Here is a 25,819-nt window from a genome sequence, read left to right on the forward strand (position 1 = left end):
TCATGCCAAACACATTCACTGCTCCCTTTGCGCAAACTCCAAAGACGAATGCCGTTGACTTAACAGCCGCCACGGCTATCGGCACGGCGGGCACAGTTCTAGTAACCGCCGGGGTAAACGGCTGCGTTGTTACGAGCATCCGCGCAACGCCAAAGGGCACCGTTACCGCGACAGGCATCGACGTTAACAAAGCGGGTAAAGTCATACGCTCTGAAACGCTACCTGCTTACACCTCTGCACTTACGGCCAAGATACCGCAGGTTGCGTTCGACATTACGCCGGCAACTCCTATTGAACTGGGGGCCAATGAAACCCTGGATGTTTCGTTGCTGGTCGCACAAGCGGCCGGGGTAACTTTCTTCGCTACATGGAAGGATTACTAATGGCTTATGGTAACCCCTTAGGGAATCCGCTTGGGAATCCATTAGGCATCCCTCGCAGCGCTATTAGCAATGTATCCGCTGCCGGGGTTGTTGGGGATGTAACGACACACGCCGGGGTAGCCGCGTCAAATGAACTTCCGGCGGATGGGCGAAGTTTGCTGAAGGCTAGCTATAGTGCGCTGTATAACGCGATTGGGGACGCCTACACCCAAGCTTTCCCGCTTAACCCTGGGATTACTACTCCTTCCTTGCCCTCTTCTACGACGTGGATAGCCATCGCCTATGGCGCCGGGCTGTTCATCGCCATAAGCTCCGGCGGTATGACGGCAGTTTCCAGCGACTTTGGAGCTACTTGGCAGGCTGGCGGATCACTGCCCGCGGCAACCTATACAGGAATCGCTTTCGGTGGCGGCATCTTTGTCGCAATCGCCACAGACGTTGCATTTTGCGCTTCATCTGCGGACGGAATTACCTGGGCACAACAGACACTGCCAGCGTCAAGTACATGGTCTTGTGTCGCATACGGAAATGGGAGATTTGTAGCATACGCGAGCAGTGCAACCGCCTATTCGATGGACGGAGTTGTTTGGGTCGCGGGGGGAACGTCAGGCCCAACTTATGCGGTGGCAAAAATAGCGTTCGGCTCAGGAAGGTTTGTAGTTGGCAACTATTCGAGTAATTCCGCACAACTCGCCACAACCACTGATGGCGTAACATGGACTACGGTCACCCTGCCCTCCGGCCGAAGAGTTAGGGGCTTAGCATACGGAAATGGCTTCTTCACGATAACCAGTAACGTAAGCGACCCGGCTCTGTATTCTTGGGACGGCTTGACCTGGATAACCGGCGCTAGCTCTAGCGCGAACCTGCTTCTCGCTTTCTACTACGGAAGGTTCTTTTTCTTTCCTGCCACCGGGGTAAGCGTATCTAACTTTGATTACCCGGATAAATTCGGTACGGCGATAACGTCTCCCGCCAACGCATATAATCAGGCGTATGCCGTCGGCGGGGGGTACATGGTTGTTTTATCTAACATAGCTTCTGCCCAGGTAGCACGATTCTTTATGCTGACGAATACCAACTTTAACATCCCCAGCATCCAAGCGTTCGACCCGGATAAAACAGCCTTTGTGAGGGTTTCCTGATGGTTAAGATCGAAAGCGGTAAGGCTGTACGAGAGCCTGTTCCTGATTTTCTTGATCGGTCCGGCACGCCTGAAGCTCTCGCAGCGCTTGCCGATCTGTCGTGGACTGATCCGGCACTGGGTGTGCAGGATGTCGCATGGTGGCCCGAAGAAAACACCGAGGGCGAGTTGGCCCCCAACAAGAAGTGGGGCGCCGAGGTGCTGACCCTCGACACTGAGCGCCAGGTCGTATTGGTGACCCGCAAACAGGTAGCCATGACGGCGGCAGAGAAAGCGGCGCGGGATTCAGTTGCTGCTGCCGAGTGGGCTGATCGCATTGCTGCTCGCCGCTGGCTGGCCGAGACCTCCGGCACCACCGTCGAAGGCATGCCCATCGACACTGGTCGGGACAGCCAGGGCCTGATCACCGGCGCCGCTCTGGCCGCTATGTTGGACCCGGCCTATTCGGTCCGCTGGAAAACAGTGGCCGGCTTCGTCGATCTGACAGCCCAGCAGATCATCGGCGTGGCCTCGGCGGTGCGTACCTTTGTGCAGGCCAGCTTTGATCGGGAGGCAGTGCTTCTCGGCGCAGTGGCCGACGGCTCGATCACCGCTGAGATGCTGGAAGAGGGGTGGCCAATGCATCCAGAATAGCGAACTCTGAGTCAGCTATAAGCTAAGTATTCGATTCCCGCCTGTATTTGACCACTCACGGCGATATGGTTTTCGGACGACTCCGAAAAACTGGCCAGCGCTCCGCTTTTACTAATCAGGCCCTTGTCGAGTTGATCCACCCAATAATTTAATCCTGCTTGATCCGGAGTGCGGCCTAAGACGTGCTGATACAGACTGGTAGCGATTTGCAGATTGGTCGGGCTGGCTCCATATAGGCTCAGAAACTCCGTGCTGGAGATAAAGCTGTTAGCAACATCTTGAAGGTGAGCACCGTTATCCAGTTCTTTTATCCAATAACCCAGGCCGCTCCTATCAGGAGTCCGATCAAAAGCCGCTTTGTAAAGTCGATATGCTTGGCCGGCGTTTCCTTCGATGTCAAATGCAAGCGACACGTCGGTAAAGTTGATACGTTCGACGCTGTCTAGCGCAACGACGGATGAGTTCCCATCTGCGTTTGAAAATGTGAGTTGCTTATGGTCAGCTTGGAGTGCTGCGCTTTTTGAAGATACATTAATTTGTAGGGCGTCCGTGCCCATTCCGCCAGAGACGTTTACCGGATTTGTCACACCCTTGGTGTCAAGAACAAAGAGGTCGTTAAAGTAACTGCCAACAGCAGATTGCGATGTCACATTAATGACGTTGAGATCAATTTTATTGTTTGAGGCGCCGTATAGGAATCGAAGCGCGAGGAGGTCGAGGTCGCCAAGATGCTCTGTGTTTCCACCGTTGTAGGCCATGATCGTGTGATTGGCAGTAGAAAGCTCCGCGGGCAGATACGGGCCGGTGTCGAACTCGCTGTATTGGCCGGGATGCTTGAGCCCAAGAGCGTGCCCTGTCTCATGGAGCGCTATTTGACGGCCCTCGCCACTGATAAGGTTTTGGAACTGAGTAAACGTGGAATTCAACCAAACCACAGAGCCGCCGGCATCAGTTTTTGACTCTGCTTTGCTCACTATCGAACTGGGAATCCCCTCCCTGCCGCTATACATGCCGTATTGAAGGACGCCGCCTTGATCAACTTCACGGAAGTTAACCCCGATTTGTGACGAGATCTCATCCAGCATTGAGCGGATCGCGCTGCGCTGATCCTGGCTGAATGTTTGGAAGCCATAGATTTGGTAACTAACCGAGGGGCTTGAGAGGAAGCTGTAAGTAATTTCTGCCCCAGTGCCTGGCCTGTGCTGCAGCGCCAAGCTTGCTTGAACCGACTCTAGTAGAGCGTCAATTCGAATATCCCCAGTAGCCATTTGTTGCTCCTTGCTTGCATAGGCGGGCATATCTTCTGGCGCCCGAAAACTGGCGTTATATCACTTTGATATCAGTCTGGATACTTGTCAGTACATTTGGAGGACATGCCTTGAGCCGCTTCATCACCACGCTGAAAACCGACCAGACCGACCGCCGCACCTACAAGCTGCTCGATGACCTGGTGCTGGCCGACGATTATCAGCGCACGATCATCGTGCCGGCCGGATTCGTCACTGACTTCGCCAGCATCCAGGTGCTGCACAACGCATTCCTGTTTGTCCTGTTCGCGCTGGTGTCGGGGTACGGCAACTACGCTGCGACCGTGCATGACTGGCTGTACTTCGGCGGCCAGCTCAGCCGGAAGGAGGCGGACGCGGTGCTGTACCGGGCATTGCGTGCGGAGGGTGTGGCGCGCTGGAGGGCATGGCTGATGTGGGCCGGTGTCAGGATAGGCGGCGCCAAGCAGTACACAGCAACCCCGACAAGTTCGGGGTTTTCTTCGCCTGGAGATTGAAAAGCAAAACCCCGAAGATTCGCGGGCTTCGGGGTTTCTATTCCCTTCTATGGACGTGTGGGCAAGGAGGGCGTGCCGGGATCATAACAGTGCCGGCGCTGTGAAGCACCCAACCCATCGACCACAAGTTTCAGCTATCCAGCCCGCCAAGTGCGGGTATTTTTGTCGCTTGGAGAAAGTCATGCCCATTACCGAGCAGCAGTTGCTGCAGATCCTCCCGAACGCCGGCCGCCAAGCCGGCGTTTTTGTTCCTGTGCTGAACACGGCCATGGGCAAATACGGAATTGTCACTCGCTTGCGCATTGCCGCCTTCATTGCCCAGGTCGGCCATGAGTCTGGCCAGCTGACGCGCCTGGTGGAAAACCTGAACTACAGCGCTGAAGGCCTGATGAAGACTTGGCCAAGCCGGTTCGACCTGGTTCGAGCAACGGCAGCAGCCCGCAAGCCCGAGCAGATCGCGAACATCGTGTATGCCGGTCGCATGGGCAACACCGAGCCGGGTGATGGCTGGAAATATCGCGGTCGTGGTTTGTTCCAGGTGACCGGCAAGACGAACTATGCAGCGTGTGGCGATGCCCTGGGCCTGGACTTGGTCAATCGGCCGGAGTTGCTGGAGCAGACTCAATACGCCGCCCTGTCGGCCGCATGGTTCTGGTCGGTGAATGGCTTGAATACCCTGGCCGATGCCGGCGACTTGAAAGGCGTAACGCTGCGCATCAATGGCGGGCTCAACGGCCAGGCCGACCGCCAGGGGCTGTACGACAAGGCGCTGAAGGTGCTGGCATGACGCCCGGTCAAGTCCTGGCCGCTATCCTGCTGGCGCTCGCCATCGGATTTGGCGGTGCCTGGCAGGTGCAGGACTGGCGCATGGGCGAGCGACTGGCCGTGCAGGACGGCTTGCACCAGTCGGACCTGACAGCTATCGGCAATGCCGCTGCCGCCCAGACCCGTATCGAGCAGGACAAGCGCCTGGGCCTAGAAGGCCGTCTTCAATCTATAGACGAAGCGCATTTCAAGGAATTTAGTGATGCACAGAAAAATATTTCAAGGCTGCGTGATCGCCTGGCTACTTCTGATCTGCGGCTGTCAGTCCTCCTTGCCGAGGATTCAGCCAGTGGCTGTAACGTGCCTGCCACCCCCGGCGCCGTCGGCGTGGTTCATGCAGCCCGTCGAGCCCAGCTTGACCCAGCGCATGCTCAACGAATTATCGCCATCACCGACACCGGTGACCGGGGACTGATCGCGCTACAGGCATGCCAGGCGTATGTGAAAGCGCTGGCTCAATGACGAACCGATGCGCTTTCTACAATGATGAAAAGCGCTTCAATCGTGGCGGGGTTCAAGCAACGGGCAGCTTCCAGCCCTTCCACAAAACCCTCGGCGCGTTCGACCTCCAGGCGAATATCGGCCTCACCCTGAGCATCCGAAACCCTGCGCACATGACCGCCGATCTTGCTCTGCAATACTAGTGGGAGCTCGAGATCTTCAAGGTTCTTCATGGCGCGGGCCACTTCATTCCTCTTCACTGTCTCTCCGCTCCCGGAGCAATCGCTGGTTTTCATCATGGAGAAAGCTCCTTTGGTGTTCAACTTGAACAAATTTACGCTTCTCAGTCAGCAAATCCGATTCGACTGACATGAGCTTTGCTCTCAGAGAGTCCCTTTCCTGTGTGATCCGATCATTATCCCGAACCAAGCCTTGAACGTTTTCCAGCGCTCGCTGCAGCTGAAGGGTGAGCGCTTCGAATTTGTTCTCATACATCCGCAGCTGGTGCCGGCAGGTTTCGAGCGGTGTTGGGGTACCGAGCCAGTCGTCGGTGTCTTCTATATAGAGGGGGTCCACGGGAATGCCTTGCCGATTACTGTTTGCATATACAGTAATCGAGACAGTGCGGGTGGGCGAGGGTGAGGCGACGAGCTGTCACACCAAGTGGTAAGGTGGCGGCCTGCGAGCCGGGTGAATCGAGCCAGCGACGATCAATTAGTACACGGATCAGTACATCAAAATTGATTGTCTTGCACAGACCTCAGTAATCACTGGTGTTTTTTGGTCAAATTAGGTTCCGGCTTCGGGCACCATGAATATCAAGGGCTTGCGTGAGATTTCTCATGCAGGCCCTTTTCGTTTGCGCTCCACAATTTGAAGTCTGCTCCGCGCTTTGCCGGCTCGGGGTGACGTTCGCCCCGCCCCTTCCCCGATGTAATCCTCCTCATCGCCAAGGCGATATGCCCAAGCTATAGCTTGCGCTGCTCCCTGCGCAGTTTCGTATCCTAAGTCGCCTCGCAAAAACTCAGGGATGACGCCGCTGGGAATATTCCTACAAGCGCGCGGAAACGTCCTACATCAGCATCCTCCCCGTGTCTCGATAATTGCCCCAGACGAAACGCCCTGACCCGACGCCGGGCAGGCTCCGTCGATCCGTCTGAAGGCCGAGAGAAGGCTTGCAGACACTTCTAAATTATTTGGATGTGATCATGAAAAAGTTTGCCCTCAAAGGTTTGACTCTCGCTCTGGTTCTCGGTGCAGCCTCGCAAGCAGCAATGGCGGCTGATGGTGAAATCAACTTCATTGGCAGCGTGACCGATAACACTTGCCCGGTTGTGGTCGACGACCTTAACGGTGCTGGCGGTGCGGGTGATGTTGGTCTTGGTAGCGTGCCGGCGACTGCACTGGCCTCGGCTGGTCAAGTGGCAGGCGGTGGCGCCTTTACGCTGACCATCGACACCACGGCACCTGGCTGCAACGTGACCGGCAAAAAAGCGGTGGTCAAGTTCCTGTCCCTGAGCGGTAACGCGGGTGCCAGCGGCCAATGGATCGGTCTGGTTCCAGAGGCGGGCGTTGCTACCAACGTTGCGGTGCAGATCAAGGATGCCTCCGGCAAGGACCTGCAACTGGGTCTGGAGTCGTCTCCTTACCTGGATCTGACTCAGCCGCTGCGCTTCACCGCCAACTACATCGCTACCGGCGTCGCGACCTCGGGTCCGGCCAATGCCAAAGCTGCGTTTACCGTCGACTACCAGTAAGTTCAGTCGATGCACAGCCAGTGGCGCTGCGCTCTGGCTGTCCTTCCCCTCGCTATGGCCGCGATGGTCATAGCGACAAGAGGATGATCGAAATGAAAATTCTTGTTTCCCCTTTCAAAATCACAGCGGTACTGACCCTGTTGTTGAGCAGCATGCTGCTCAGTGGCGTCAGCCAGGCCGGTGTGATGCTCGGTGGCACGCGAATCGTGTTTGACGGCAACAAGCGTGATGCCTCGATCACTATCAGCAACACGACACCGCAACCTTACGCGGTGCAAACCTGGATCAACACCGAAGCGGACGACAACACCACGGCCACACCGTTTGTAGCGACGCCGCCGCTGTTCCGTCTAGACCCTCGCAAAGAGCAAATGGTCAGGATTCAGAAGGTCCCTGGCGAGCTGCCGAAAGATCGCGAATCGGTGTTTTATTTCAACGCCCAGGAAATTCCAGTCGTCGGCAAGGCTGACGAAAACACCCTCAAAATCGCCATGCGTACTCGGATCAAGTTGTTCTATCGCCCAGCCGACCTCAAGGGTAATCCGCTGGACGCCCTTGATCGTCTGCGCTGGAGCCTGACGCAAGAGCAGGGCAAGCCTGTGCTGTTGGTTGAAAACCCTTCGGCGTTCCATGTCTCGTTTATCGGTGTGAAAGTCGCTGCGGGTACACATTTCGTCGAAGTGAACGAACCGAAAATGGTCGCGCCGATGAGTAGTCAACGCTATCCACTGCCGGGTTTCAGTGGTCGCAGTGGTGAGGTGGTGTTCTCTGCGATTAACGATTACGGGGGTTACAGCCCACCTCAGACAGTGACCCTGACCAGCGCCCCATAACGCTCTCATCCTTTTCCTTGCGAATGTGTCTGCACGCTGCCTAGGCCGCGTGGCGGCAGCGTATTGAGTATTGTCATGCGAACCGATGCCCTGAATCTTGACTGTCCGTCCGTGCCTTTTACCCCGCTGCGGTTGTCCGTCGCCATCCTGGCGGCGTTGGTGAGCGGGTTGGTGCACGCTGATGAGCCGGCGAAATTTGACTCCAGCTTCATGCAGTCATTGGGTGGCTCCCATGCCGGTCCTAACCTTGATCTGGATGCCGTCGCCAACAGCGGCAGCATTGGGCCGGGCACGTATCCGGTGGTCGTTCGCTTGAATCAGAGCTTTTTCGACCGACGTGACATCACCTTCGCCAAGGATGAGCAGAGCGCTGAAGTGCGCGCGTGTCTGACGGCCGGTTTTTTGACCGAGCTTGGGGTCAAACTGGACGCCTTCCAGACCCCGGGCAAAGAGTTGGGCGAATGCATCGACCTGGCAGCGCTGATCGAAGGCGCCTCGGTGAGTTTCGATGCCAACCGCCTGGCGTTGGACATCAGCGTGCCTCAGATTGCCTTGCGCCGCGATGCCGCTGGTTATGTTGCGCCGCAGGAATGGGATCGCGGGATCACTGCCGGGCTGCTCAACTATCAGTTCTCGGCTGCGCAGACGCAAAGTGACGCCCGTGGCAACAGCAACCAATACAACCTCTACGCCAACGGTGGTTTTAACCTGGGGGACTGGCGCTTTCGTTCCAGCTCCTCATTCCGTCAGGATCAGGACGGCGGGCGTGATTGGCAGCGCAGCAACACCTACGCGCAGCGTGATCTGACCGGGATCAAGGGCACGCTGATGCTGGGCGAGAGTTTTACGCCCGGTGATGTGTTCGACAGCATCCCGTTTCGCGGGGCGCAAGTGGCCTCCGACATGGGCATGCTGCCTGACTCAATGCAAGGGTACGCGCCGATCATTCGCGGCATCGCCGAAACCCAGGCCAAGGTCGAAGTCCGTCAGAACGGCTACTCGCTCTACACCACTTATGTGGCACCGGGGGCTTTCGAGATCGATGACCTCAATGCGGCGTCGGGCAGTGGTGATCTTGAAATCGTCATCACCGAAGCCGATGGTCGCGAGCGGCGTTTCACTCAACCCTATGCCACGCTGGCGAACATGCTGCGGGAAAAGACTTGGCGCTACAGCCTGACCGCCGGTGAATATAACGCGGTGGATGGCGGACAGCGTCCGGCGTTTGCACAGGCCTCACTGGCTTACGGCTTGCCATTTGATCTGACGTTATATGGTGGCCTGTTGGGCGCCGATTTCTATCGCGCCGGGGTGGTGGGTGTAGGCAAGAGCTTGGGCCGCTTGGGCGCAGTGTCGCTGGATGTCACTCAGGCGCAAACCGATGTGCCACGTGATGTCGACGGCCCGGTAGGCAAACAAAAAGGCCAGAGTTTTGGCGTGCGTTACGGCAAAGCATTCGAGAGCGGAACTTCGGTGCGTTTCGCCGGCTATCGTTACTCCACGGAAGGCTATCGCGACTTTGATGAGGCGGTGAATCTTCAGGAGCCTAACGACTTCAACAACATTTCCAAGCGCAGCAAGGTCGAAGCCAGCGTTAACCAAGCGCTGGACAGCTACGGATCGTTCTACCTGAACATGAGCCAGCAGAACTACTGGGGAACCTCGCGTCAGGACAAACAGATGCAGGTGGGCTTCAACACCCAGCAAAGAGGGGTGACCTACGGCGTCTACGCCAGCAAAACCCTGAGCGACAACTTCGGCCAGAACAATCAGGTGGTGTTCACCGTCTCCATGCCGATCGGCAATACCCGCAGCACCGGCACGTATACCGTGACCCGCAACAATGACGGCAGCCTGGATCAACGCGCCGGCCTGAGTGGACGAGACGGCGAGGTCACTTACAACGTCAACGCCAACCGTTCGGACAGCGCCGGCAATAACGGTTCGGCCCTTGTCGGCTATCGGGCGCCGTTTGCGCAGTTGGGCGCAGGCGTCAGCGTTGGCAGTGGTTACCGGCAGACGTCGGTCAGTGCCGCAGGCTCGGTTTTGGCTCACCGCGATGGCCTGGAATTCGGCCAGACCCTGGGCGAGACCGTGGCTTTGGTCGAGGTCAAGGACACGCCAAACGTAGGTGTGCTGAATGCCCCCGGTACGCTGACCAACAAGAAAGGCTATGCCTTGGTGCCTTATGTCACGCCCTACCGGAAAAACCGTGTTGCTGTGGACACGGGCGAGCTCGATAACAGCGTCGATATTGCCGAAGGCGTGACCAACGTAGTCCCAAGACGAGGCGCAGTGGTCAAGGCCACCTTCGCGGCCAGCCGTTCGGAAAAAGTATTGCTCAACGTTCGGCTGGGAGACGGCTCGCTTTTGCCTTTCGGCACCAGTGTTGTCGATGACAAAGGTGTCAGTGCTGGCGTCGTTGGTCAGGCCGGACAGGTTCTGCTGTCGGTGGGAGAGAGCAAGACCTACAGCATGAAGTGGGGGGGGGAAGGCGTCGCAAGCTTGCCAGATTCAACTGGATATCAGTCAGGCACCGGTGGTCGACGGTTATCGTGTGATGGAGGCGATATGCAAGTGAAGACGATGCTTGGGAAGTTTCCTACATCTGCAAGCCTCAAGCCTGAGTAGCTTGAGCGCACTTCAATCTTCGAGTATTTGCCGATGGTTAATGTGTGCTTTTCCAGCAAGTCTTTCAGAGTATTGGTTGCCGATCCGCAGAGCGAGCAGCGCTCACTGATTGAAAAAGACCTGAATGTTTTTGGTTATTACCGGATCGCCACTGCCAGCTCTTTCCGTGACCTGGTGACGCTCACCCATTACAGCCCTGATCCTGGCGAGCGCTTCGACCTGCTGATCGTCAACGCCAATCTGATCACTGCGGCGGGTATCAACGCACGGGATTTTTGTCTGAATAACCCGCGTCTACGCCATGCCCTGATTTATGAGCCGGAGCGACAACAACGCTGGTCAAAAACCTTTACTGAGCGTCCGCGCCAGCAGGTTCGCCTGATCCGTACGATCGACCGTGCCGAGTTGATGGATTTTCTTCTGGCGATTGATCCCGCTTTCGAAGCTGACGGCTCCCTGTTCGACTGAGCGTCGGGAAATTTCCTACAGGCTCACGGGATTAGAGCTACAGGCCATAGACCTTTCGTTAACGATAATTCTGCGCTCTAAAGGCGTTTACGCCAGTCACTGAACAATGTGCAGGTTGATGCCCGGAAGGGCGGTGAGGTACACCCTCAAGGACTTAAACCATGAAGATTCAATCACGACTCCTTGGCTGTATTTTGGTGGTTGCCCTGATGTCCGCTGCGGCACCGGCCATGGCCGCATGCACTTGGCTTTCCGGGAACAACACGCCCAAACAATTAACGCTTGCCGCCGGTACAGTGTTCGCCCCAAGGGATGTGCCAGTCGGTACCACGCTCAACACTACATCGACGGCGCGTCAGCTCAATTTCGGTGACACGCTCAGTTGCTACGTCTCAGGCACCTACAACACCGCGCTGATCGGGCCTGTGGCAATGAATATCCCTGTGGATGTACTGAATGTTCCGAGCAATGCACTCTTGCAGACAAACGTACCCGGCATTGGACTCGCCATCTACATGACGGGCTTTGCCGCGTCCTGGCAGCCACCGGTGGGCAATCCCAACCGATTCATTCCGTTCAACATGAGCCGCTCCGCCCCGAGTACGGCAACCATGACTCAGGCCATGATGCGATACGCCCTGATCAAAACAGGCGAAATCGCTCCCGGTACCCATACCATCAACCAACTGGTGGCCACTGGCACTTCAGACATGGGGCCTATGTTCGACCTGAACTTCACCGCTACGGTAACGCTCGCCGGTTGCTCGTTGCCAGCAGCCCCCGGCAACCAGATCGACGTTCCTATGGGGAACTGGGAAAAACGCGTATTCAACGGTAAAAACTCCACCACTGATGCGCAGTCCTTTGCCATCACCCTTAACTCTTGCATCGCGGGCAGTAATTACCCGGTCAACGGTGCAAACGCATACTTCACCGGTAATTTTGCCAATATCCAGATCGACGGTAACAAGACATCGACCATCATCGATGCGGCCAACGGCATTTTGAGTCTGTCTAGCGATTCAACGGCTCAAGGCGTGGCGATTCAAGTATTACGGGATAACGGCACACCCATGAATTTGGGGCAGCCGGTACAGCTTAATCGCGTGGTAAACGGTACGACGACGGTGCCGCTGAAGGCGCGATATATCCAGATCGCCGAGGGGGCTACGCCCACGCCGGGCAGCGCAAACGGCTATGCAAGTTTTTCGGTTACTTACCGTTAATCCAAGGGCTATTCGTTGGCGGTGAGGGCAAAGCAAAAACTCACTTCTTTATAAACACCGCAAAAAACGGGCTGATATTTATCAGCCCGTTTTCTTTGTGCAGCTCTAAACGAATGCCTGCCCGGCAAATCCGCGAGGCAATCGCTGAAGTCCGGCTATCGCTGTCAGACGCTCAATCCATTCCGCGCGCCAGTTTGCTGCGCCGTGCGAGGCTTTTGCTTGGCGGGCAGTGCGTCGAGCCGCATTGCGGTGGTCTTTTCTGGCCTGTTTGTAGGCATCGGTATTACGGCAACTACGGCACTTCACTCGATTGAGTTCTCGACTCGCAGTGAGATGTTTACCTTTATGACCGCAGGCCAGATGCCCGTCGACGTTGAAGTGGATAACCATTAGCCGTCTCCTTCGTGACATGTACAGCTTATGACAGCCCACAGCCGCTGCCGTTCGGTGACTGCAGCAGCAGACAAAAAAACACCCGCATGCGGGCGGGTGAGAGAGGTATGTACTAAAGGAGTGATTTCACTCTAAGCGCACTGATGTGATGGCTATGTGAAAAGTAAGCGCGAGCGCCGCAGGCCCGTAAATACCGGACAGGCGAAAACCCGGTGAGGCGTGTGCCACCGCTGATAAGGCCCGAAACAATGACTGCTGGCGTTATTTGAATCGAGGCAGTGGCCGATCGATTGGCTTGAGCGCCGACAGCGTGTTGCGAATCAGCGGCGCGTCCTTTTCGATATCGTTCAGGCGATCACGGATGCGCAGCGCGGTCGGGTGTCCGCCTTGGTGATCGACCCAGTCGGCGATCTCTTTGCAAGCCGCTGCGAGGCGTGCTTGCCGGGCGTCGAGCAGGGTGAGGAGGGTGGTGATGGACTCTTTTTCGGACATGAAACACCTCCGTTCTATGAAACCGCTGAGCGGCAGCAAAAAGCCCGCGAGTTGCGAGCTTTCTGCCATTGGGGCGCTGCTCCTTCAGCAGATTTCAGTATAGACCCGCATTTGATCAGCATCAGGCCGAAGACTGCCGGGCCGGTATGGGCGAACTGACTGCATTGAGCCGTTTGCATTCGCGCCGTGCGTCCTCCTCGGCGTCGTAGCCATCACCGATGAAGCCGCCTGTGCGCGTATCGCAGATGCGAAACCAGCCCAAGGCTTGGGCTGGATCATGCTGGCTGTCTTCGGCGCGTCGACCGTGAATGATGATCTTGTTGCAGCGCTTCACGACGAAAATGTCTTCCATGGCGTCACCGCAGCTGATTCGTGTCACATCAACTATAGAAGGCCTTGGCCATCGTGCAAAAAATAGACAGTTCAGCTCGTCGGTTGCCAGCGCCAGCCTGTGGGCTCCCAGGTCAGCCAATGGGTGGGGTTTAACGCTCGGAGAAACGCTTGGTCGTGGGAAATCGCGACAATTGAGCCGGGAAAGGTCTTTAAGGCTTGTTCGAAGGCTTCTACGCAGGACAGGTCGAGATGGTTGGTTGGCTCATCGAGCAGCAGCAATTGCGCGGGCGTCTGGCGCCACAGTGCCAATGCAAGGGCCGCTTTCAGGCGCTCACCGCCACTGAGTGAGGCACAGGGGCGGGTGACACACTGCGCGTTCAATTGCAGGTGCGCCAGGTAGCTGCGCAAGGTGCCCTCGTCCAAGGGTGTTCGCTGCGCTTTGAGCTGCTCAACAATGCTCATGCGATTTTCCAGCTGCGTCAGGTGTTGATCGAGGAAGGCGCAAGGCACGTGGGTGGTGCAGTCACCGAACTCAGGCGTTAACTCACCGGCGAGCATTTTCAGCAGGGTGGATTTGCCACACCCGTTTGGACCACTGACGGCAACGCGCATCGGCCCGTGGAGGCTCAGGTTCAGCCAGGTTGAAGGCGCATCGACCGGTAGCCACGGCAAGCAGGCCTCGATGAGTGTGCAGGTCTGGCGAGTACTCGGAACAGCGCTCCCCGGCAAATGGATCAGAACACCGTCGTCGGGCGCAACGTTTGTGTAGGCGTCACGCACTCTGGTATCCAGTTCGGATTTACGTAACTGATGACCGCCCCGTACGCGTCCCATGATTTCCCTCGCAGCCGCCTTCGCCGCGCTTCGCCGCGCTTCGCCGCGCTTCGCTCGAAGCTCGCCATGTTGGCAGTTTGCGCATGTCGGCGGCTGCCAGCGGCATGACGCTGAATCGTGTCGTGCTCATGCCGCAGCCGAGAACGCTCGCGCTGGCGTTCGTTTCGAGCTTGATCAAGCTGTGCTTGCGCGGCGGCTTGATGCACTCGACGCTGCTCGGAATACGCTGAATAGTTGCCGCTGAAGGTTGTCACACCGACTGATGTGACTTCGACGATTCGCCGCATCTGCTCGAGTAATTGCCGGTCATGGCTGACGACAATCAAGCCACCGCGCCAGCGTTCGAGTTCAAGCATCAGCCATTGCCGGCCCGCGTGGTCGAGATGATTGGTCGGTTCGTCCAGCACCAACAATTGCGCCTGACTTAACAGCGCGCCGATCAGCGCGATCCGGGCTTGCTGGCCACCGCTGAGATTGTCAGTCAGATCGTACGTGCCGATGTTGGGCAGCCCGGCCTCATCAAGTCGCTGACGCAAGCGCTCCGGCAGATCCCACCCTTCGCCGATGAGGTCAAAATCCTCGGCACTGGCGCTGCCCTGTTCGAGTCGCACCAATGCTGCGAGTGCTCGTGCTGTGCCCGTAGCATCGGCAATAGTCTGACCGGGCATGGAAGTGAAGGTTTGAGGGACGTAGCGCACCGAAACTGAACGCGTCACGTTGCCGGCGGTAGGCTCTAGCTGCCCGGTAATCAGCCGCGCGAGCACGCTTTTGCCGACACCGTTGCGCCCGACGACAGCGGTCGGCAGATGATCGAATTGCAAATTCAGTGCGTTAAAAATCATCTCGCCATTGGCGAACTGAAAATTCAGTTGATTCAGGGAGACGAGTGCAGACGTACGCGAGACGTGAGCCATCGGCACCTCCAAAAAATGTCGTGAAAACTGACAAACGCCGAGAACGGCGTGCCGCGCTTACATTTTTAGAAGGCCAGGTTGTTCACGTCTGCGGTCGTCCTGAGAAATGGAAAGGTCGATAGCCTAGATGACGCTGCCCAGTCGATCAAGTTGCGTGCGTCATATCGCCCATTCGTTCGAGAAACATCGCCAAGGCTACTTCCTCGGTTCGCAAGCCCTTGCGCACGCGTGGGCGCGGCAGCTCAGCGAGGGCGCCGAGCATGAACTTTTCCACCACAGCGGGATGGATGTAACACTTGCGGCACACCGCCGGGGTGTTGCCCAACTGTTTGGCGACGCCTTTCACCATTTCAACGACATGCCGTTTCGCTTCCGTTTCTGACTCCCATTGCAGCTCGCGTAACACCGCCAATGCCAAGGCACTGCCGGCCCAGGTGCGGTAGTCCTTGGCGGTGAAATCGGCGCCGGTCAGGGTTTGCAGGTAAGCGTTGACGTCGGAAGAACTCACGGTGTGCCGTTCGCCTTGCTCATCCAGATACTGAAACAGGTTTTGCCCGGGAATCTCCAGGCAGCGCTTGATGACGCGTGCCAAGCGTCGGTCCTTGACGGTGATCTGGTGTTCGATGCCGCTCTTGCCGCGAAACTGGAACAGGATCGCGCTGCCGTTGACCTCGACATGCCGACTGCGCAGGGTGGTCAAACCGTAAGAACGATTGTCCCGGGCGTATTGCGTATTTCCGACCCGGATCAACGTTGCGTCGAGCAACGTGATCACGGTGGCCATGACCTTGTCGCGGCTGAAGCCGGGCGCGGCCAACAGCGCTTCCAGTTGTTTGCGCAGTTTTGGCAGCGCCAGGCCGAACTCGCGCAGCCGCGAGTACTTGTCGGCATCGCGTACTTCACGCCAGCGCGGGTGATAGCGGTATTGCTTGCGACCCCGGGCATCACGACCGGTAGCTTGCAAATGGCCGCGCGGGTCAGGGCAGATCCACACATCGGTATAGGCTGGCGGCACGGCGAGGGCGTCGAGGCGCTTGATCTCATCGGAATCGGTGATGCGCTGGCCCGAGGGCTCGAAGTAGCTGAACTTGGCGCGCAGTTTTTTGCGGGTGATGCCGGGCTGCGTGTCGTCGACGTAATGCAGGTCGCAGGGCAGAGCGTCGGTCAACGCGGTATCGGGCATGGCAGCTTCCTTGGGGGCGTAGCGGTCGGTAAAACGATTGACCGCGCACTGAGGCCGTCGTGCCAATGATTTACGCGAGTACGGCGACCGCTTTGATCTGCGCCCAAAGCTGCTGGCCCGGATGCACGCCCAATTGATCCCGGGAAAATCGCGTAATGCGCGCCAGTAACGCAGTGCCCCCAGCGTCGAGACGGATCAGCACATGGGCGGTGTTGTCTGCCGTCAGTTCGCTGACCACCGTCACCGGCAGCCGATTGAGAATGCTGCTGAACTCGCTGTTTTGCAGGGCCAGGCTGATGTCGCGCGCGTGAACCTTGCAGCGCAGGGCTTGGCCGACGGCCATTGGTGCGTGTGCTACGCGAATGCTCATATCGGTCGCCGGCAATTGCAGGCTGAGCAACTGATATTGCGCATCGTAGGCGCTGACCAGCCCTTCAATGATCACGCCTGCGTCATCGCCCATCCCCATCGGCAAGTCCAGGCGAGCGAGCGTTTCCCCGATCGGGCCGCTGGCCAATGCCTTGCCGTCGCTGAGCAATACCAAGTGATCGGCCAGGCGCGCAACCTCGTCCTGCGCATGGCTGACGTACAGCACCGGAATATCCAGTTCGTCGTGCAGACGTTGCAGGTAGGGCAGGATTTCGCTTTTGCGTTGGCTGTCGAGCGCGGCGAGTGGTTCGTCCATCAGCAGCAGTTTCGGACTGGTCAGCAGCGCACGGGCGATACCGACGCGCTGGCGTTCGCCGCCCGACAAATGCTGCGGATGACGCCCAAGCAAGTGGCCGATACCCAGCAGTTCGGTGGCTTGTGCCATGTCGACCCGGCGTGCGGATTTGGCGATGCGCTTGAGACCAAATTGCAGATTGGCCTGCACCGACAGGTGTGGAAACAGGCTGGCCTCTTGAAACACATAACCCAGTGCGCGCTTGTGCGGCGGGACGAAAATGCCGTTGTCGCTGTCGTGCCAGACTTCGTCGTTGATGCGGATGAAGCCTTGCTCAGCACGTTCCAGCCCGGCGATGCAGCGCAGGCAGGTGGTTTTGCCCGAGCCGGAATGACCGTACAGCGCGGTGACGCCGCGCCCCGGCAAATGCAGGTCGACGTCCAGATTGAAGCCGGGATAAGCGACTTTCAGGCGTGCATCAATCATCTATCAGCTCCAGCCAGCGCGGGTTTTGCGGCTGGAATAGAGCGCCAGCAACACCAGAAACGAGAACACCAGCATCGCGCCGGCCAGCCAGTGGGCCTGGGCGTATTCCATCGCTTCGACGTGGTCGTAGATTTGCACAGAGACCACGCGGGTCTTGTCGGGGATGTTGCCGCCAATCATCAGCACGACGCCGAATTCACCGACGGTATGCGCGAAGCCAAGGATCGCCGCGGTGATAAAACCCGGGCGGGCCAGCGGCACAATCACGCTGAAAAAAGTGTCCCACGGGTTGGCGCGCAAGGTCGCGGCCACTTCCAGCGGGCGAATGCCGATGGCGGAGAACGCGTTGTGCAACGGTTGCACCACGAACGGCATTGAGTAGATCACCGAACCGACCACCAGTCCGGTGAAACTGAACGTCAGAGTGCCGAGCCCTAGCCACTGGGTGAACTGGCCGACAACACCGTGCGGCCCCATCAGCAACAGTAGATAGAAGCCGATAACGGTCGGCGGCAGCACGAGGGGCAGGGCGACGATCGCTCCGATCGGGCCGCGCAGCCACGAACGGGTGCGCGACAACCACAGAGCAATCGGAGTGCCGACAACCAGCAGGATCGCGGTGGTCAGGGACGCCAGTTTCAGGGTCAGCCAGATCGCCGCGAAGTCGGCACTCGAGAGCGACATTTAGAGCTGATAACCGTACGACTTGATGATCGCTGCGGCTTTCGGACCTTTGAGGTATTCAATCAGGGCTTCGGCTGCCACGTTGTTTTTGCCTTTGTTCAAGATCACTGCGTCCTGTTTGATCGGGTCATGCATGCTGGCCGGAACAATCCATGCCGAACCGTTGCTGACTTTGCCGTCCTTGTAGATCTGCGACAGCGCAACGAAGCCCAGTTCGGCATTGCCCGTTGAGACAAACTGGTAAGCCTGAGTAATGTTCTGGCCTTCAACGATCTTGGCCTGGGTGGCTTCGCTCAGTTTCAACTTTGCCAGCACTTGCGTAGCGGCGAGGCCATAGGGTGCAGTTTTGGGATTGGCGATGGACAGATGCTGGTATTCGTTGTTCTTCAGCACATCACCTTTGGCGTCGACATAACCTTCTTTGGCCGACCACAGCGCGAGTGTGCCGATGGCATAAGTGAAGCGCGAACCCTTGACGATTTCCCCTTCATTTTCAAGTTTTTCCGGTGTGGTGTCGTCCGCCGAGAGGAACACTTGGAACGGCGCGCCGTTCTTGATCTGAGTGTAGAGCTGGCCTGTAGCGCCGTAGGCTGCGACCAGTTTGTGCCCGGTGTCTTTTTCGAAGTCGGCGGCAATGACCTTGATCGGCGCGGTGAAGTTGGCTGCAACCGCAACCTGCACTTCATCTGCGTGAACTGCGCCGATGGCGAATATCGAGAGCAAAGTGGCCAGGCAGGCAGGGGCAAAACGTGAGGCGCGAGTGGTCATGTAACAGCTCCGTTGTAGGCGTGTGCAAAGGGCAGCTATTGCGCCGATCCAATGTGTGGAAACGCTATATAGCGAAATATATAGCGAAATGCCGCCAAACGGGAAGTGCAGGTGAAAATCAGGGTGAAGACTTGTGTTCATCACCCTGTTCGTCTTCACCGACGAGTCAGTTTGGCCAATGCCCCTTCGGCCAGTTGCCGAGTCAGTTCGGCACTGCTGACGTCCTGACCCAAAGTGAAAGCCTGACCGGCCCAGAGGTTGGCAAACTGCGCCTCATCTTTGGCCCGCAGTGGCATCAGTGCACCACCGGCCAACGGAAAGGCTGGCGCTGTGGGCGACATCGGCCCCAGTTCACGCATGACGCGGTTGAGGATGCCGCGGGCCGGGCGCCCGGTAAAAATGTTGGTGACGGCGGTTTCGCTTTCTTTGGCGGTGCGCAGAGCCCTGTGATGCGCGGCGCTGACTTTCGCTTCCGGGGTAAACAGGTACGCGGTGCCCACCTGAACCGCAGATGCGCCCAGCATAAACGCCGCCGCAACGCCACGAGCATCGGCGATCGCACCGGCGGCAATCACCGGCACACTCACCGCATCGACCACCTGCGGCACCAGGGCGAACGTGCCGACCTGGCTGTTCAAATCTTCGCTGAGAAACATCCCGCGATGGCCGCCGGCCTCGTAGCCCATGGCGATGATCGCGTCACAACCGTTCTGCTCCAGCCAGATGGCTTCATCGACGGTGGTGGCCGAAGACAGAATTTTCGCTCCGGTGGCCTTCACCCGATCCAGCAAGGACTTCTCCGGCAGGCCAAAGTGGAAACTCACCACCTCAGGCCGGAACTCCTCCAGCACTTCGCAGGCTGCCGCATCGAACGGCGCCCGGTTGGACACCGGTGTTGGCGCATCGAAGTCGACGTCCAGTTCGCGGTAGTACGGCTTCAGTTGGTTCTTCCAGTCGCGAGCGCGTTGTTCATCGGCAGCGGGTGGCTGGTGGCAGAAAAAATTCACGTTGAAAGGCTTGTCGGTGTGCTGGCGAATCGTTTTCAGCTCTTCACGCAATTGCTCAATGCTCAGCATTGCCGCTGGCATCGAGCCAAGGCCACCGGCGTTGCACACGGCGATCACCATGGATGAATTCGTGGCGCCGGCCATCGGGCCTTGAATGACCGGCAATTCAATGCCGAGCAGATCGATAATGCGGGTATCTGGCCATTGACTCATGTGAGCGGTTCTCCGAACGATGAAACGGGCAAGCCCGGTTTTTTAACAGCAAAACCGGGCTTAGGGCCACTCTGAAATTCAGAACATTGCGTATCGCAGTCGCTCAGCTCGGGTGACGACCGATTCGCGAATTGGCAGAAAGTCGTGTGTGGCAACGCAGCACGATGTGGTATTTGAAAGGTACGACCACCTGAAATCCACCCATGAGAGGCCATCATGTTCAACGGTATTCTGATCGACAAAGACGACAGCGGTTATCGCGCCAACCTGCAGCAGATCAACGAAGAGCAATTGCCCGAAGGCGATGTGACAGTAAACGTTGCTTACAGCACGCTCAATTTCAAGGACGGGCTGGCGATCACCGGCAACGGCCCGGTGGTGCGCAAGTTTCCGATGGTGCCGGGTATCGATCTGGCAGGCACGGTCGAGTTCAGTTCGCACCCGGACTATAAAGTTGGCGATCAGGTACTGCTCAATGGCTGGGGTGTGGGCGAGGGCCATTGGGGCGGACTGGCGCAGAAAGCGCGACTCAAGGGTGATTGGCTGATTCCGTTGCCCAAAGCCTTTAGCGCCTCGCAAGCCATGGCCATTGGCACGGCGGGTTACACGGCAATGTTGTGCATTATGGCGCTGGAGCGTAATGGCGTGACGCCGCAGCAGGGCGAGGTTCTGGTCACCGGCGCTAATGGTGGCGTTGGCAGTTTTGCTATCGCGTTGCTGAGCAAGCTCGGTTATCAGGTGGTGGCGTCTACGGGCCGGGCGTTCGAGCACGAATATCTGCAGCAGTTGGGCGCCCGCGAAATCATCGACCGTGCAACCCTGTCCGAGCCGGGCAAACCGTTGGCCAAGGAGCGTTGGGCGGGGGTGATCGACTCGGTCGGCAGCCACACATTGGCCAACGCCTGCGCCAGCACGCGCGCAGAAGGCACCGTCGCCGCCTGCGGGCTGGCTCAGGGCATGGATTTTCCAGCCTCGGTGGCACCGTTCATTTTGCGTGGTGTCACTCTGGCTGGAGTCAACAGTGTGACCCAGCCCAAAGCGCGGCGACTGGAAGCATGGGATCGCCTGTCCAAGGATCTGGACTTTGCCTTGCTGCCCTTGATCAGTCATGAAATCGCATTGAGCGAAGTCATCGATGCAGCGCCGAAACTGCTGGCCGGACAACTTCGCGGGCGGGTTGTGGTTGACGTCAACCGATGACAGAGTAAGCGCCATCGCGGCTCTGTGGGGCCGCATTTCTAATAAAGGGAGTGGCAATTTCGATGGATCTAAAAAAGCAATACGTCGATCAGTTTCTGGTCTCTGGCTTGCGTGTGCGCACCAAAAACGCCGCAGAGACTAGTGCCGAGACCGCGAAAATTGGCCCGATGTGGGGGCAGTTTCAGGGCGGGAATTTGGCGACAGTCATTCCGGGCAAGCCAACCACCTCTCCGGTTTATGGGGTGTATTCGGGTTACGAGTCTGATGCTTCGGGCAAGTTTGATGTCACTGCCGGCGTCGCCGTGGAGCAGCCGGCGAGAGATTTTGAAACCGTCCGGATAGAGGGGGGGGAGTATCTGGTTTTCGAGGGGCAGGGTTCGTTACCTGATGCGGTCATTGCTGCATGGGGGCGGGTCTGGGCTTATTTCGAAGCCAATCCGCAGATCCAGCGTCGATTCGCCACCGATTTCGAGGCCTATACCAGCCCCGAATCAGTATCGATTTACATCGGACTCCGCTAAGGCTGCGTTTCGCGTTCAAGCAATTGTCGTTTGCGTTCGACACCCCAGCGATAGCCTGAAAGATTGCCATCGCTGCGCACCACGCGGTGGCAGGGGATCGCCACTGCCAAGCGGTTGGCGCCGCATGCTTGAGCCACGGCACGCATCGAGGTTGGCGCGCCGATGCGCTGGGCAATGTCGGCGTAACTGGCAGTGCTGCCAAGCGGGATTTCCCGTAGCGCCTGCCACACCCGTTCCTGAAACGCCGTGCCCCGCACATCCAGCGGCAGATCCAGGCCTATAGCCGGAGCCTCGATAAAGCCTACGACTTTGGCGATCAGTTGTTCAAATCCGCAATCCGCGCCAATCAGGTTCGCCTTGCGGAACTGATCCTGTAAATCACACACCAGTTGGTGAGGATCGTCGCCCAACAGAATCGCGCAGACGCCGCGCTCGCTTTGCGCCACCAGAATCGCGCCGAGCGAGCATTGGCCCACGGCGAAGCGAATGTCGTTGTTCTGCCCGGCGGCGCGGTAGTCGCCGGGTTTCATGCCTAATACCTGATCGGCTGACTCATAGAAGCGACTGTTGGAGTTGAAACCTGCGTCGTACAGCGCATCGGTCACCGAGTCGCCGTCCGCCAAGCGTTGGCGCACTTTGCGCGAGCGGTGAGCAGTCGCGTAACCCTTGGGTGTCAGACCCGTTGCCGCTTTGAAGACGCGATGAAAATGAAACGGGCTCAACCCAGCCGTTTCAGCAAGCACGTTGAGCGATGGCAGCGTTTCGGCGGTTTCAATCTGGCGACAGGCCAATGCCACAGTCGTCGCATGCTGCGCGGCCACGTCGCTTTGATCCTTTCTGGCGCGTTTACTCGGCCGATATCCCGCCGCCTCGGCTTGTTCGGCCGTGGCGAAAAACTCGACATTCTGGGGTTTCGGCAACCGTGCAAGGCTGCTGGGACGGCAGTAGATGCCGGTGGTTTTCACCGCATAGACAAACTCTCCGTCCGCCCGTGGGTCCCGCGCTACGACTGCGGCCCAGCGTGGATCGTTTTCGACGTTGATCGTGCTCGAAAGCGTTTTCATGGTGGTTAATCCATTGACCTGTTTGATTCAGGTTACCCGGCGACGCTGGACGTAACACTCCGGGCCTTGCGGTCAAATTTTGCAGCTTATCCAGCAACACGAAAAGTCAGATTGATCCGTTGTTCACCCAGCCGTGAATGCCGACCCTCTTTGATCGGCAATACCCCGTGAAAACGCAAACGATCGACGCCGCCCCAGATCACCATATCGCCGTGCAGCAAAGGAATCCGTTGGCACTTGTCACTGCGCGCGAATCCGCCAAACAGAAACATTGCCGGCAACCCTAGCGACAACGAAACGATCGGCGCCGCGTAGGCGTTTTCGTCTTTGTCCTGATGCAATGACATCTTGGCACCGGGGACATATCGGTTGATCAGGCAGGAATCCGCCTTGAAGTCGGAAAACCCGGCGTCCAGCGCCGCCGAATGCGCCAGATTGGCAAACACTGCCGGCATCTGCGGCCAGGGCAATCCGTTAAGCGGATCGACACGCGAGTAACGATAGCCACCGCGATCGGTGATCCAGCCCAGCTCCCCACAACTGCTGGTGCCCACGGACATGTTGAAACCGCCCGGCGTGAGCATGTGCCGGAGCGGGGCGGCGGTAAGGATGGCATCCAGCGCCGGCAACAATTGCTCAATAAGCGGCAGAGCAAACCCACGCAGCAGCCACGATTGCTCGCCAATCTGTTCGGCGCGGGGTTGCTGCTCAGGTTCGTCATCGGCGAACAGATCAAAATTGCTCGGTTGCATGCGGGTCACAAGGTGTCGTGGACGCTAGCGGTCGAAATCAGGCGAAAGGTTACAGCGCTTTGCTGACGGCGATATCGCTGATCACGTCAGTCTGGTCGTGAATTGCACTCAGCGCAGCCTTGGCTTCTTGCTCTGTACCGTTTTCCAGTTGGGCGAACTCGAAGCGCCGCTCACCGTTGAGTTTGTACTTGATGACGTATTTGGTCGTTTGGGCCACGGTCATGCTTACCTTTGTGAGTGTTAGGGGCGTCTCAGCTGAGTTTGGTGCTGGAGCGACGGATGATCTTGATCGAGTGAGTCAGCGTCGGCTTGCGGGTAACGCTGATTGGGCGACGGTTGACGGTGTCGATGGTGATGTTCCAGAAACCGGTGCTCGGCGCCGTGATGCGTGCTGGGAAGGTGTCGAAAGCGCCGCCGTGATAGGTGTGGCGACCACCATTTTTAAAGCTGCGGAAGTTGGCGTCGTTCATCAGGCGGATATTGCAGGTTTGCGAGCATTGGATGACGACGATGTCGTCTTCGTTGAGGTGCTCGCGCTGGTGAATGAATTTCATGGGCGCCTCCAGAAGGGCTTTTTCTACTAAATCAAAACGATAGCTTGTAATTGCGCGCAGTTTATCAGCCCGCACGGGTTATTATCTGGCCGTCGGGCGTTGGTTTGACAATTTTGAACACATATTCGTGATTGGATGCGGGTTAAATGCAAGAGACCTCGGAGAAAAACGGCATTTATGCTGTCGGACGGTCTTTAACGGAGGTTTTGTATGAAGTGGGGTGTGGTGTGTCTGCCGTTGGTTTTAGCTGTAGGTGGTTGCGCAAGTGTTTCCGAAATCAATGAAACACTGCCGACCATGAGCGTGATCTCCGGCAAGAAGCCCCATGAGTACGCTCAATGCCTGGCCGAAAAACTGGCTGATAGCCGTGGCGCGCTGCAAGTGCAGGCGCACAAGGACGGGGTTCGAGTCATTGTTCCCGGGAAACTGTCCACGGGTGCGGCCGCCGTGTTTGACATCGAAGATCGCTCCGGCGGCAGCAGTATCAAGCTGCACGAGCGCATGTCCAATGTGCCGGTGCGCCCGCGTGATGTGCGTAACGCTGCCAACGCGTGCATTTCCGGCTGATAGACTACGGGTCATCAGTATCAATGCCGTCACAGTCATGCTGTGACGGCATTTTCATTTATGGAGTTGCGATGAAGCGAGAGCAAGTACGAGAACGCCACGCAGAGGGCCTGATCTCTGCCACCCATGTAATTCAGAATCCGGCGAATTCTGGCGAGTGGATCGTGTTTTTCAAGAAAAGCGCCGGGCGCAGTTATTTCCTGGTGGACGATAACGACGAAGTCGAGTCTTTCAATCGGCTCGACGATCTGATCGAAGTCGTACGCGGACTCGGGATCAAGTTCGCCGAAATCCACATGTAAGGTCTATTTGCAGACCACTACCACGCTGCGGTTTTTGTAGTTGCCGACATCGACACCCAATGTCTTGTCGCTTTCCTTCGAAGCTGGCGTACCGTCCGTGCCGACGATGCGATACCCGGTGCCCGCACAGGAGGCGTCGGCCTTTTCATAGCAAGTGGCCCAGGAATTGGCTTCGCCGGAGCACTCGATGGTCAGGCCCTGTTCGCCGTTGTTCAAGTAGGTGGTTTGGGAGGTGGCACAACCGGCCAGGGCCAGTACCGCAATCAGTGGCAAAAATCTGTTCAGGTTCATATTTGTCGTCTTTAACGAGGGGGACTAGACGCTCTGACAGCGCCGGTATGAAAAGGTTATAGCGATAGGCCACTTGTTTGCAGGCGAGCATAAAAAAGCCCTGCGCAACGGCAGGGCTCGGAGTGGAGTCGATCAGTCCTGATCTTTGCCACGGCGCTTCGCCGATGCGGGAGTGTCCGTGAACACCGACGCTACATCAGTTGCCAGTTGTTCACTGTCGAAAGGCCCTGCGATGTGTTCGCCATTGGTGGTGGTCAGATTCCACTTGCCGTCTTTCTTGTCGATCACGTACCCATTGATGATTTTTACCGCGGTCATCTATCTGTCTCGTTCGCTGGTTCAAAGGCGCCATGATACCGGCAAATGCTCGCATTGGGGGGCGATGAGCGTATGGTGATTCGGCTTGTCGGCATCTTTGAGCTACGCTGATCTCGCTACGCAAGATGCCGATGGAACTATCGGCGAGAATATTT

The 25,819-nt window shown here is 57.6% G+C and carries 33 protein-coding genes; 15 read left to right on the forward strand and 18 right to left on the reverse strand.

What is annotated here, in order from left to right; genetic code table 11:
- Window positions 1-2: 2 nt before the first annotated feature.
- The 3 genes from K5E40_RS03970 to K5E40_RS34890 are packed head-to-tail and all read left to right on the forward strand — an operon-like array spanning window position 3 to window position 2,160.
- On the forward strand, window positions 3-383 hold the full coding sequence (locus K5E40_RS03970; protein WP_221729725.1) for a hypothetical protein: 381 nt from the start codon (window positions 3-5) through the stop codon (window positions 381-383).
- Window positions 383-1,528 (forward strand): hypothetical protein, encoded by a 1,146-nt coding sequence (locus K5E40_RS03975; protein WP_221729726.1) that lies wholly within the window; start codon window positions 383-385, stop codon window positions 1,526-1,528. Before K5E40_RS03970 ends, K5E40_RS03975 begins: the two co-directional genes overlap by 1 nt.
- Window positions 1,528-2,160 carry a DUF4376 domain-containing protein gene (locus K5E40_RS34890; RefSeq protein ID WP_260455507.1) on the forward strand — a complete coding sequence of 211 codons (633 nt, stop codon included), beginning with the start codon at window positions 1,528-1,530 and terminating at the stop codon, window positions 2,158-2,160. The genes K5E40_RS03975 and K5E40_RS34890 overlap by 1 nt, the downstream gene beginning before the upstream one ends.
- An 11-nt stretch (window positions 2,161-2,171) precedes the next feature.
- Here the strand turns inward: K5E40_RS34890 and K5E40_RS03985 are convergent, their stop codons facing one another.
- Window positions 2,172-3,428, reverse strand: a complete 1,257-nt coding sequence (locus K5E40_RS03985; RefSeq protein ID WP_221729727.1) for a DUF4214 domain-containing protein — start codon at window positions 3,426-3,428, stop codon at window positions 2,172-2,174.
- Window positions 3,429-3,538: 110 nt separating this feature from the next.
- Between K5E40_RS03985 and K5E40_RS03990 the strand changes: the two genes are divergently transcribed.
- From K5E40_RS03990 to K5E40_RS04000, 3 genes are all read left to right on the forward strand, one after another.
- Window positions 3,539-3,943 (forward strand): DUF1353 domain-containing protein, encoded by a 405-nt coding sequence (locus K5E40_RS03990; protein ID WP_221729728.1) that lies wholly within the window; start codon window positions 3,539-3,541, stop codon window positions 3,941-3,943.
- Between the two features lie 181 nt (window positions 3,944-4,124).
- Window positions 4,125-4,730: a glycoside hydrolase family 19 protein gene (locus tag K5E40_RS03995; RefSeq protein ID WP_221729729.1), complete on the forward strand. Its 606-nt coding sequence runs from the start codon at window positions 4,125-4,127 to the stop codon at window positions 4,728-4,730.
- Entirely contained in the window at window positions 4,727-5,230 is a 504-nt protein-coding gene (locus K5E40_RS04000; RefSeq protein ID WP_221729730.1) for a lysis system i-spanin subunit Rz, read from the forward strand. Before K5E40_RS03995 ends, K5E40_RS04000 begins: the two co-directional genes overlap by 4 nt.
- Here the strand turns inward: K5E40_RS04000 and K5E40_RS04005 are convergent.
- Window positions 5,224-5,508 (reverse strand): hypothetical protein, encoded by a 285-nt coding sequence (locus K5E40_RS04005; protein ID WP_221729731.1) that lies wholly within the window; start codon window positions 5,506-5,508, stop codon window positions 5,224-5,226. The two genes, K5E40_RS04000 and K5E40_RS04005, sit on opposite strands and share 7 nt — an antisense overlap.
- A gap of 909 nt (window positions 5,509-6,417) precedes the next feature.
- Here K5E40_RS04005 and K5E40_RS04010 point away from each other — a divergent pair.
- The 5 genes from K5E40_RS04010 to K5E40_RS04030 all read left to right on the forward strand — a co-directional run bounded on the left by K5E40_RS04010 (window position 6,418) and on the right by K5E40_RS04030 (window position 12,124).
- A complete protein-coding gene (locus K5E40_RS04010) occupies window positions 6,418-6,966 on the forward strand; it encodes a fimbrial protein (RefSeq protein WP_221729732.1) in 549 nt (182 codons plus the stop codon).
- A 92-nt stretch (window positions 6,967-7,058) separates the two neighbouring features.
- Window positions 7,059-7,799, forward strand: coding sequence for a molecular chaperone (locus K5E40_RS04015; RefSeq protein WP_221729733.1), 741 nt, complete (start codon window positions 7,059-7,061; stop codon window positions 7,797-7,799).
- Window positions 7,800-7,874: 75 nt separating this feature from the next.
- Window positions 7,875-10,430 carry a fimbria/pilus outer membrane usher protein gene (locus K5E40_RS04020; RefSeq protein WP_260455508.1) on the forward strand — a complete coding sequence of 852 codons (2,556 nt, stop codon included), beginning with the start codon at window positions 7,875-7,877 and terminating at the stop codon, window positions 10,428-10,430.
- Window positions 10,431-10,463: 33 nt separating this feature from the next.
- Window positions 10,464-10,898, forward strand: a complete 435-nt coding sequence (locus K5E40_RS04025) for a hypothetical protein (protein WP_221729734.1) — start codon at window positions 10,464-10,466, stop codon at window positions 10,896-10,898.
- Window positions 10,899-11,059: 161 nt separating this feature from the next.
- Window positions 11,060-12,124, forward strand: a complete 1,065-nt coding sequence (locus K5E40_RS04030) for a fimbrial protein (protein ID WP_221729735.1) — start codon at window positions 11,060-11,062, stop codon at window positions 12,122-12,124.
- A 105-nt stretch (window positions 12,125-12,229) separates the two neighbouring features.
- Here the strand turns inward: K5E40_RS04030 and K5E40_RS04035 are convergent, their stop codons facing one another.
- The 10 genes from K5E40_RS04035 to K5E40_RS04075 form a co-directional block, all read right to left on the reverse strand.
- Window positions 12,230-12,514 carry a hypothetical protein gene (locus K5E40_RS04035; protein ID WP_221729736.1) on the reverse strand — a complete coding sequence of 95 codons (285 nt, stop codon included), beginning with the start codon at window positions 12,512-12,514 and terminating at the stop codon, window positions 12,230-12,232.
- A 264-nt stretch (window positions 12,515-12,778) separates the two neighbouring features.
- Window positions 12,779-13,009 carry a hypothetical protein gene (locus K5E40_RS04040; RefSeq protein WP_221729737.1) on the reverse strand — a complete coding sequence of 77 codons (231 nt, stop codon included), beginning with the start codon at window positions 13,007-13,009 and terminating at the stop codon, window positions 12,779-12,781.
- 121 nt (window positions 13,010-13,130) lie between these two features.
- The gene (locus tag K5E40_RS04045; RefSeq protein WP_221729738.1) at window positions 13,131-13,361 is read right to left on the reverse strand and encodes a hypothetical protein; all 231 of its coding nucleotides are present in this window, start codon (window positions 13,359-13,361) and stop codon (window positions 13,131-13,133) included.
- 71 nt (window positions 13,362-13,432) lie between these two features.
- Window positions 13,433-14,122 (reverse strand): ATP-binding cassette domain-containing protein, encoded by a 690-nt coding sequence (locus K5E40_RS35505; protein WP_409339123.1) that lies wholly within the window; start codon window positions 14,120-14,122, stop codon window positions 13,433-13,435.
- The gene (locus K5E40_RS35510; RefSeq protein ID WP_409339124.1) at window positions 14,077-15,090 is read right to left on the reverse strand and encodes an ATP-binding cassette domain-containing protein; all 1,014 of its coding nucleotides are present in this window, start codon (window positions 15,088-15,090) and stop codon (window positions 14,077-14,079) included. The genes K5E40_RS35505 and K5E40_RS35510 overlap by 46 nt, the downstream gene beginning before the upstream one ends.
- Before the next feature lie 145 nt (window positions 15,091-15,235).
- Window positions 15,236-16,273: a DNA topoisomerase IB gene (locus tag K5E40_RS04055; protein ID WP_221729739.1), complete on the reverse strand. Its 1,038-nt coding sequence runs from the start codon at window positions 16,271-16,273 to the stop codon at window positions 15,236-15,238.
- Between the two features lie 70 nt (window positions 16,274-16,343).
- Window positions 16,344-17,423, reverse strand: a complete 1,080-nt coding sequence (gene modC, locus K5E40_RS04060) for a molybdenum ABC transporter ATP-binding protein (RefSeq protein ID WP_221729740.1) — start codon at window positions 17,421-17,423, stop codon at window positions 16,344-16,346.
- Between the two features lie 3 nt (window positions 17,424-17,426).
- Window positions 17,427-18,107, reverse strand: a complete 681-nt coding sequence (gene modB / locus K5E40_RS04065; RefSeq protein ID WP_221729741.1) for a molybdate ABC transporter permease subunit — start codon at window positions 18,105-18,107, stop codon at window positions 17,427-17,429.
- On the reverse strand, window positions 18,108-18,875 hold the full coding sequence (modA, locus tag K5E40_RS04070) for a molybdate ABC transporter substrate-binding protein (RefSeq protein WP_221729742.1): 768 nt from the start codon (window positions 18,873-18,875) through the stop codon (window positions 18,108-18,110).
- 155 nt (window positions 18,876-19,030) lie between these two features.
- Window positions 19,031-20,095 carry a nitronate monooxygenase family protein gene (locus K5E40_RS04075; protein ID WP_221729743.1) on the reverse strand — a complete coding sequence of 355 codons (1,065 nt, stop codon included), beginning with the start codon at window positions 20,093-20,095 and terminating at the stop codon, window positions 19,031-19,033.
- Between the two features lie 216 nt (window positions 20,096-20,311).
- Between K5E40_RS04075 and K5E40_RS04080 the strand changes: the two genes are divergently transcribed.
- Window positions 20,312-21,295, forward strand: coding sequence for an MDR family oxidoreductase (locus K5E40_RS04080; protein WP_221729744.1), 984 nt, complete (start codon window positions 20,312-20,314; stop codon window positions 21,293-21,295).
- Window positions 21,296-21,357: 62 nt separating this feature from the next.
- Window positions 21,358-21,816 (forward strand): GyrI-like domain-containing protein, encoded by a 459-nt coding sequence (locus K5E40_RS04085; RefSeq protein WP_221729745.1) that lies wholly within the window; start codon window positions 21,358-21,360, stop codon window positions 21,814-21,816.
- Here K5E40_RS04085 and ada read toward each other — a convergent pair.
- The 4 genes from ada to K5E40_RS04105 form a co-directional block, all read right to left on the reverse strand.
- Window positions 21,813-22,880 (reverse strand): bifunctional DNA-binding transcriptional regulator/O6-methylguanine-DNA methyltransferase Ada, encoded by a 1,068-nt coding sequence (ada, locus tag K5E40_RS04090; RefSeq protein WP_221729746.1) that lies wholly within the window; start codon window positions 22,878-22,880, stop codon window positions 21,813-21,815. The two genes, K5E40_RS04085 and ada, sit on opposite strands and share 4 nt — an antisense overlap.
- A gap of 86 nt (window positions 22,881-22,966) precedes the next feature.
- Window positions 22,967-23,632, reverse strand: a complete 666-nt coding sequence (gene alkB, locus K5E40_RS04095) for a DNA oxidative demethylase AlkB (RefSeq protein ID WP_221729747.1) — start codon at window positions 23,630-23,632, stop codon at window positions 22,967-22,969.
- Window positions 23,633-23,681: 49 nt separating this feature from the next.
- Window positions 23,682-23,855, reverse strand: a complete 174-nt coding sequence (locus K5E40_RS04100; protein WP_221729748.1) for a hypothetical protein — start codon at window positions 23,853-23,855, stop codon at window positions 23,682-23,684.
- A gap of 28 nt (window positions 23,856-23,883) precedes the next feature.
- Window positions 23,884-24,186 (reverse strand): DUF1883 domain-containing protein, encoded by a 303-nt coding sequence (locus tag K5E40_RS04105; RefSeq protein WP_007946189.1) that lies wholly within the window; start codon window positions 24,184-24,186, stop codon window positions 23,884-23,886.
- Window positions 24,187-24,396: 210 nt separating this feature from the next.
- Here K5E40_RS04105 and K5E40_RS04110 point away from each other — a divergent pair, with 210 nt between their 5' ends.
- Together K5E40_RS04110 and K5E40_RS04115 are read left to right on the forward strand one after the other, a co-directional pair.
- Complete coding sequence (locus K5E40_RS04110) at window positions 24,397-24,753, forward strand: hypothetical protein (RefSeq protein ID WP_221729749.1); 357 nt, start codon at window positions 24,397-24,399, stop codon at window positions 24,751-24,753.
- Between the two features lie 71 nt (window positions 24,754-24,824).
- On the forward strand, window positions 24,825-25,055 hold the full coding sequence (locus tag K5E40_RS04115) for a hypothetical protein (RefSeq protein ID WP_150602362.1): 231 nt from the start codon (window positions 24,825-24,827) through the stop codon (window positions 25,053-25,055).
- A gap of 3 nt (window positions 25,056-25,058) precedes the next feature.
- On the opposite strand, the gene K5E40_RS04120 is transcribed toward K5E40_RS04115, so the two are convergent.
- Window positions 25,059-25,346: a hypothetical protein gene (locus tag K5E40_RS04120; protein WP_221729750.1), complete on the reverse strand. Its 288-nt coding sequence runs from the start codon at window positions 25,344-25,346 to the stop codon at window positions 25,059-25,061.
- Between the two features lie 132 nt (window positions 25,347-25,478).
- Window positions 25,479-25,664: a hypothetical protein gene (locus K5E40_RS04125; RefSeq protein WP_221729751.1), complete on the reverse strand. Its 186-nt coding sequence runs from the start codon at window positions 25,662-25,664 to the stop codon at window positions 25,479-25,481.
- Window positions 25,665-25,819 lie beyond the last annotated feature (155 nt).

Origin of the sequence: Pseudomonas baetica (assembly GCF_019733355.1) — a bacterium.
Taxonomy (GTDB): domain Bacteria; phylum Pseudomonadota; class Gammaproteobacteria; order Pseudomonadales; family Pseudomonadaceae; genus Aquipseudomonas; species Aquipseudomonas baetica_A.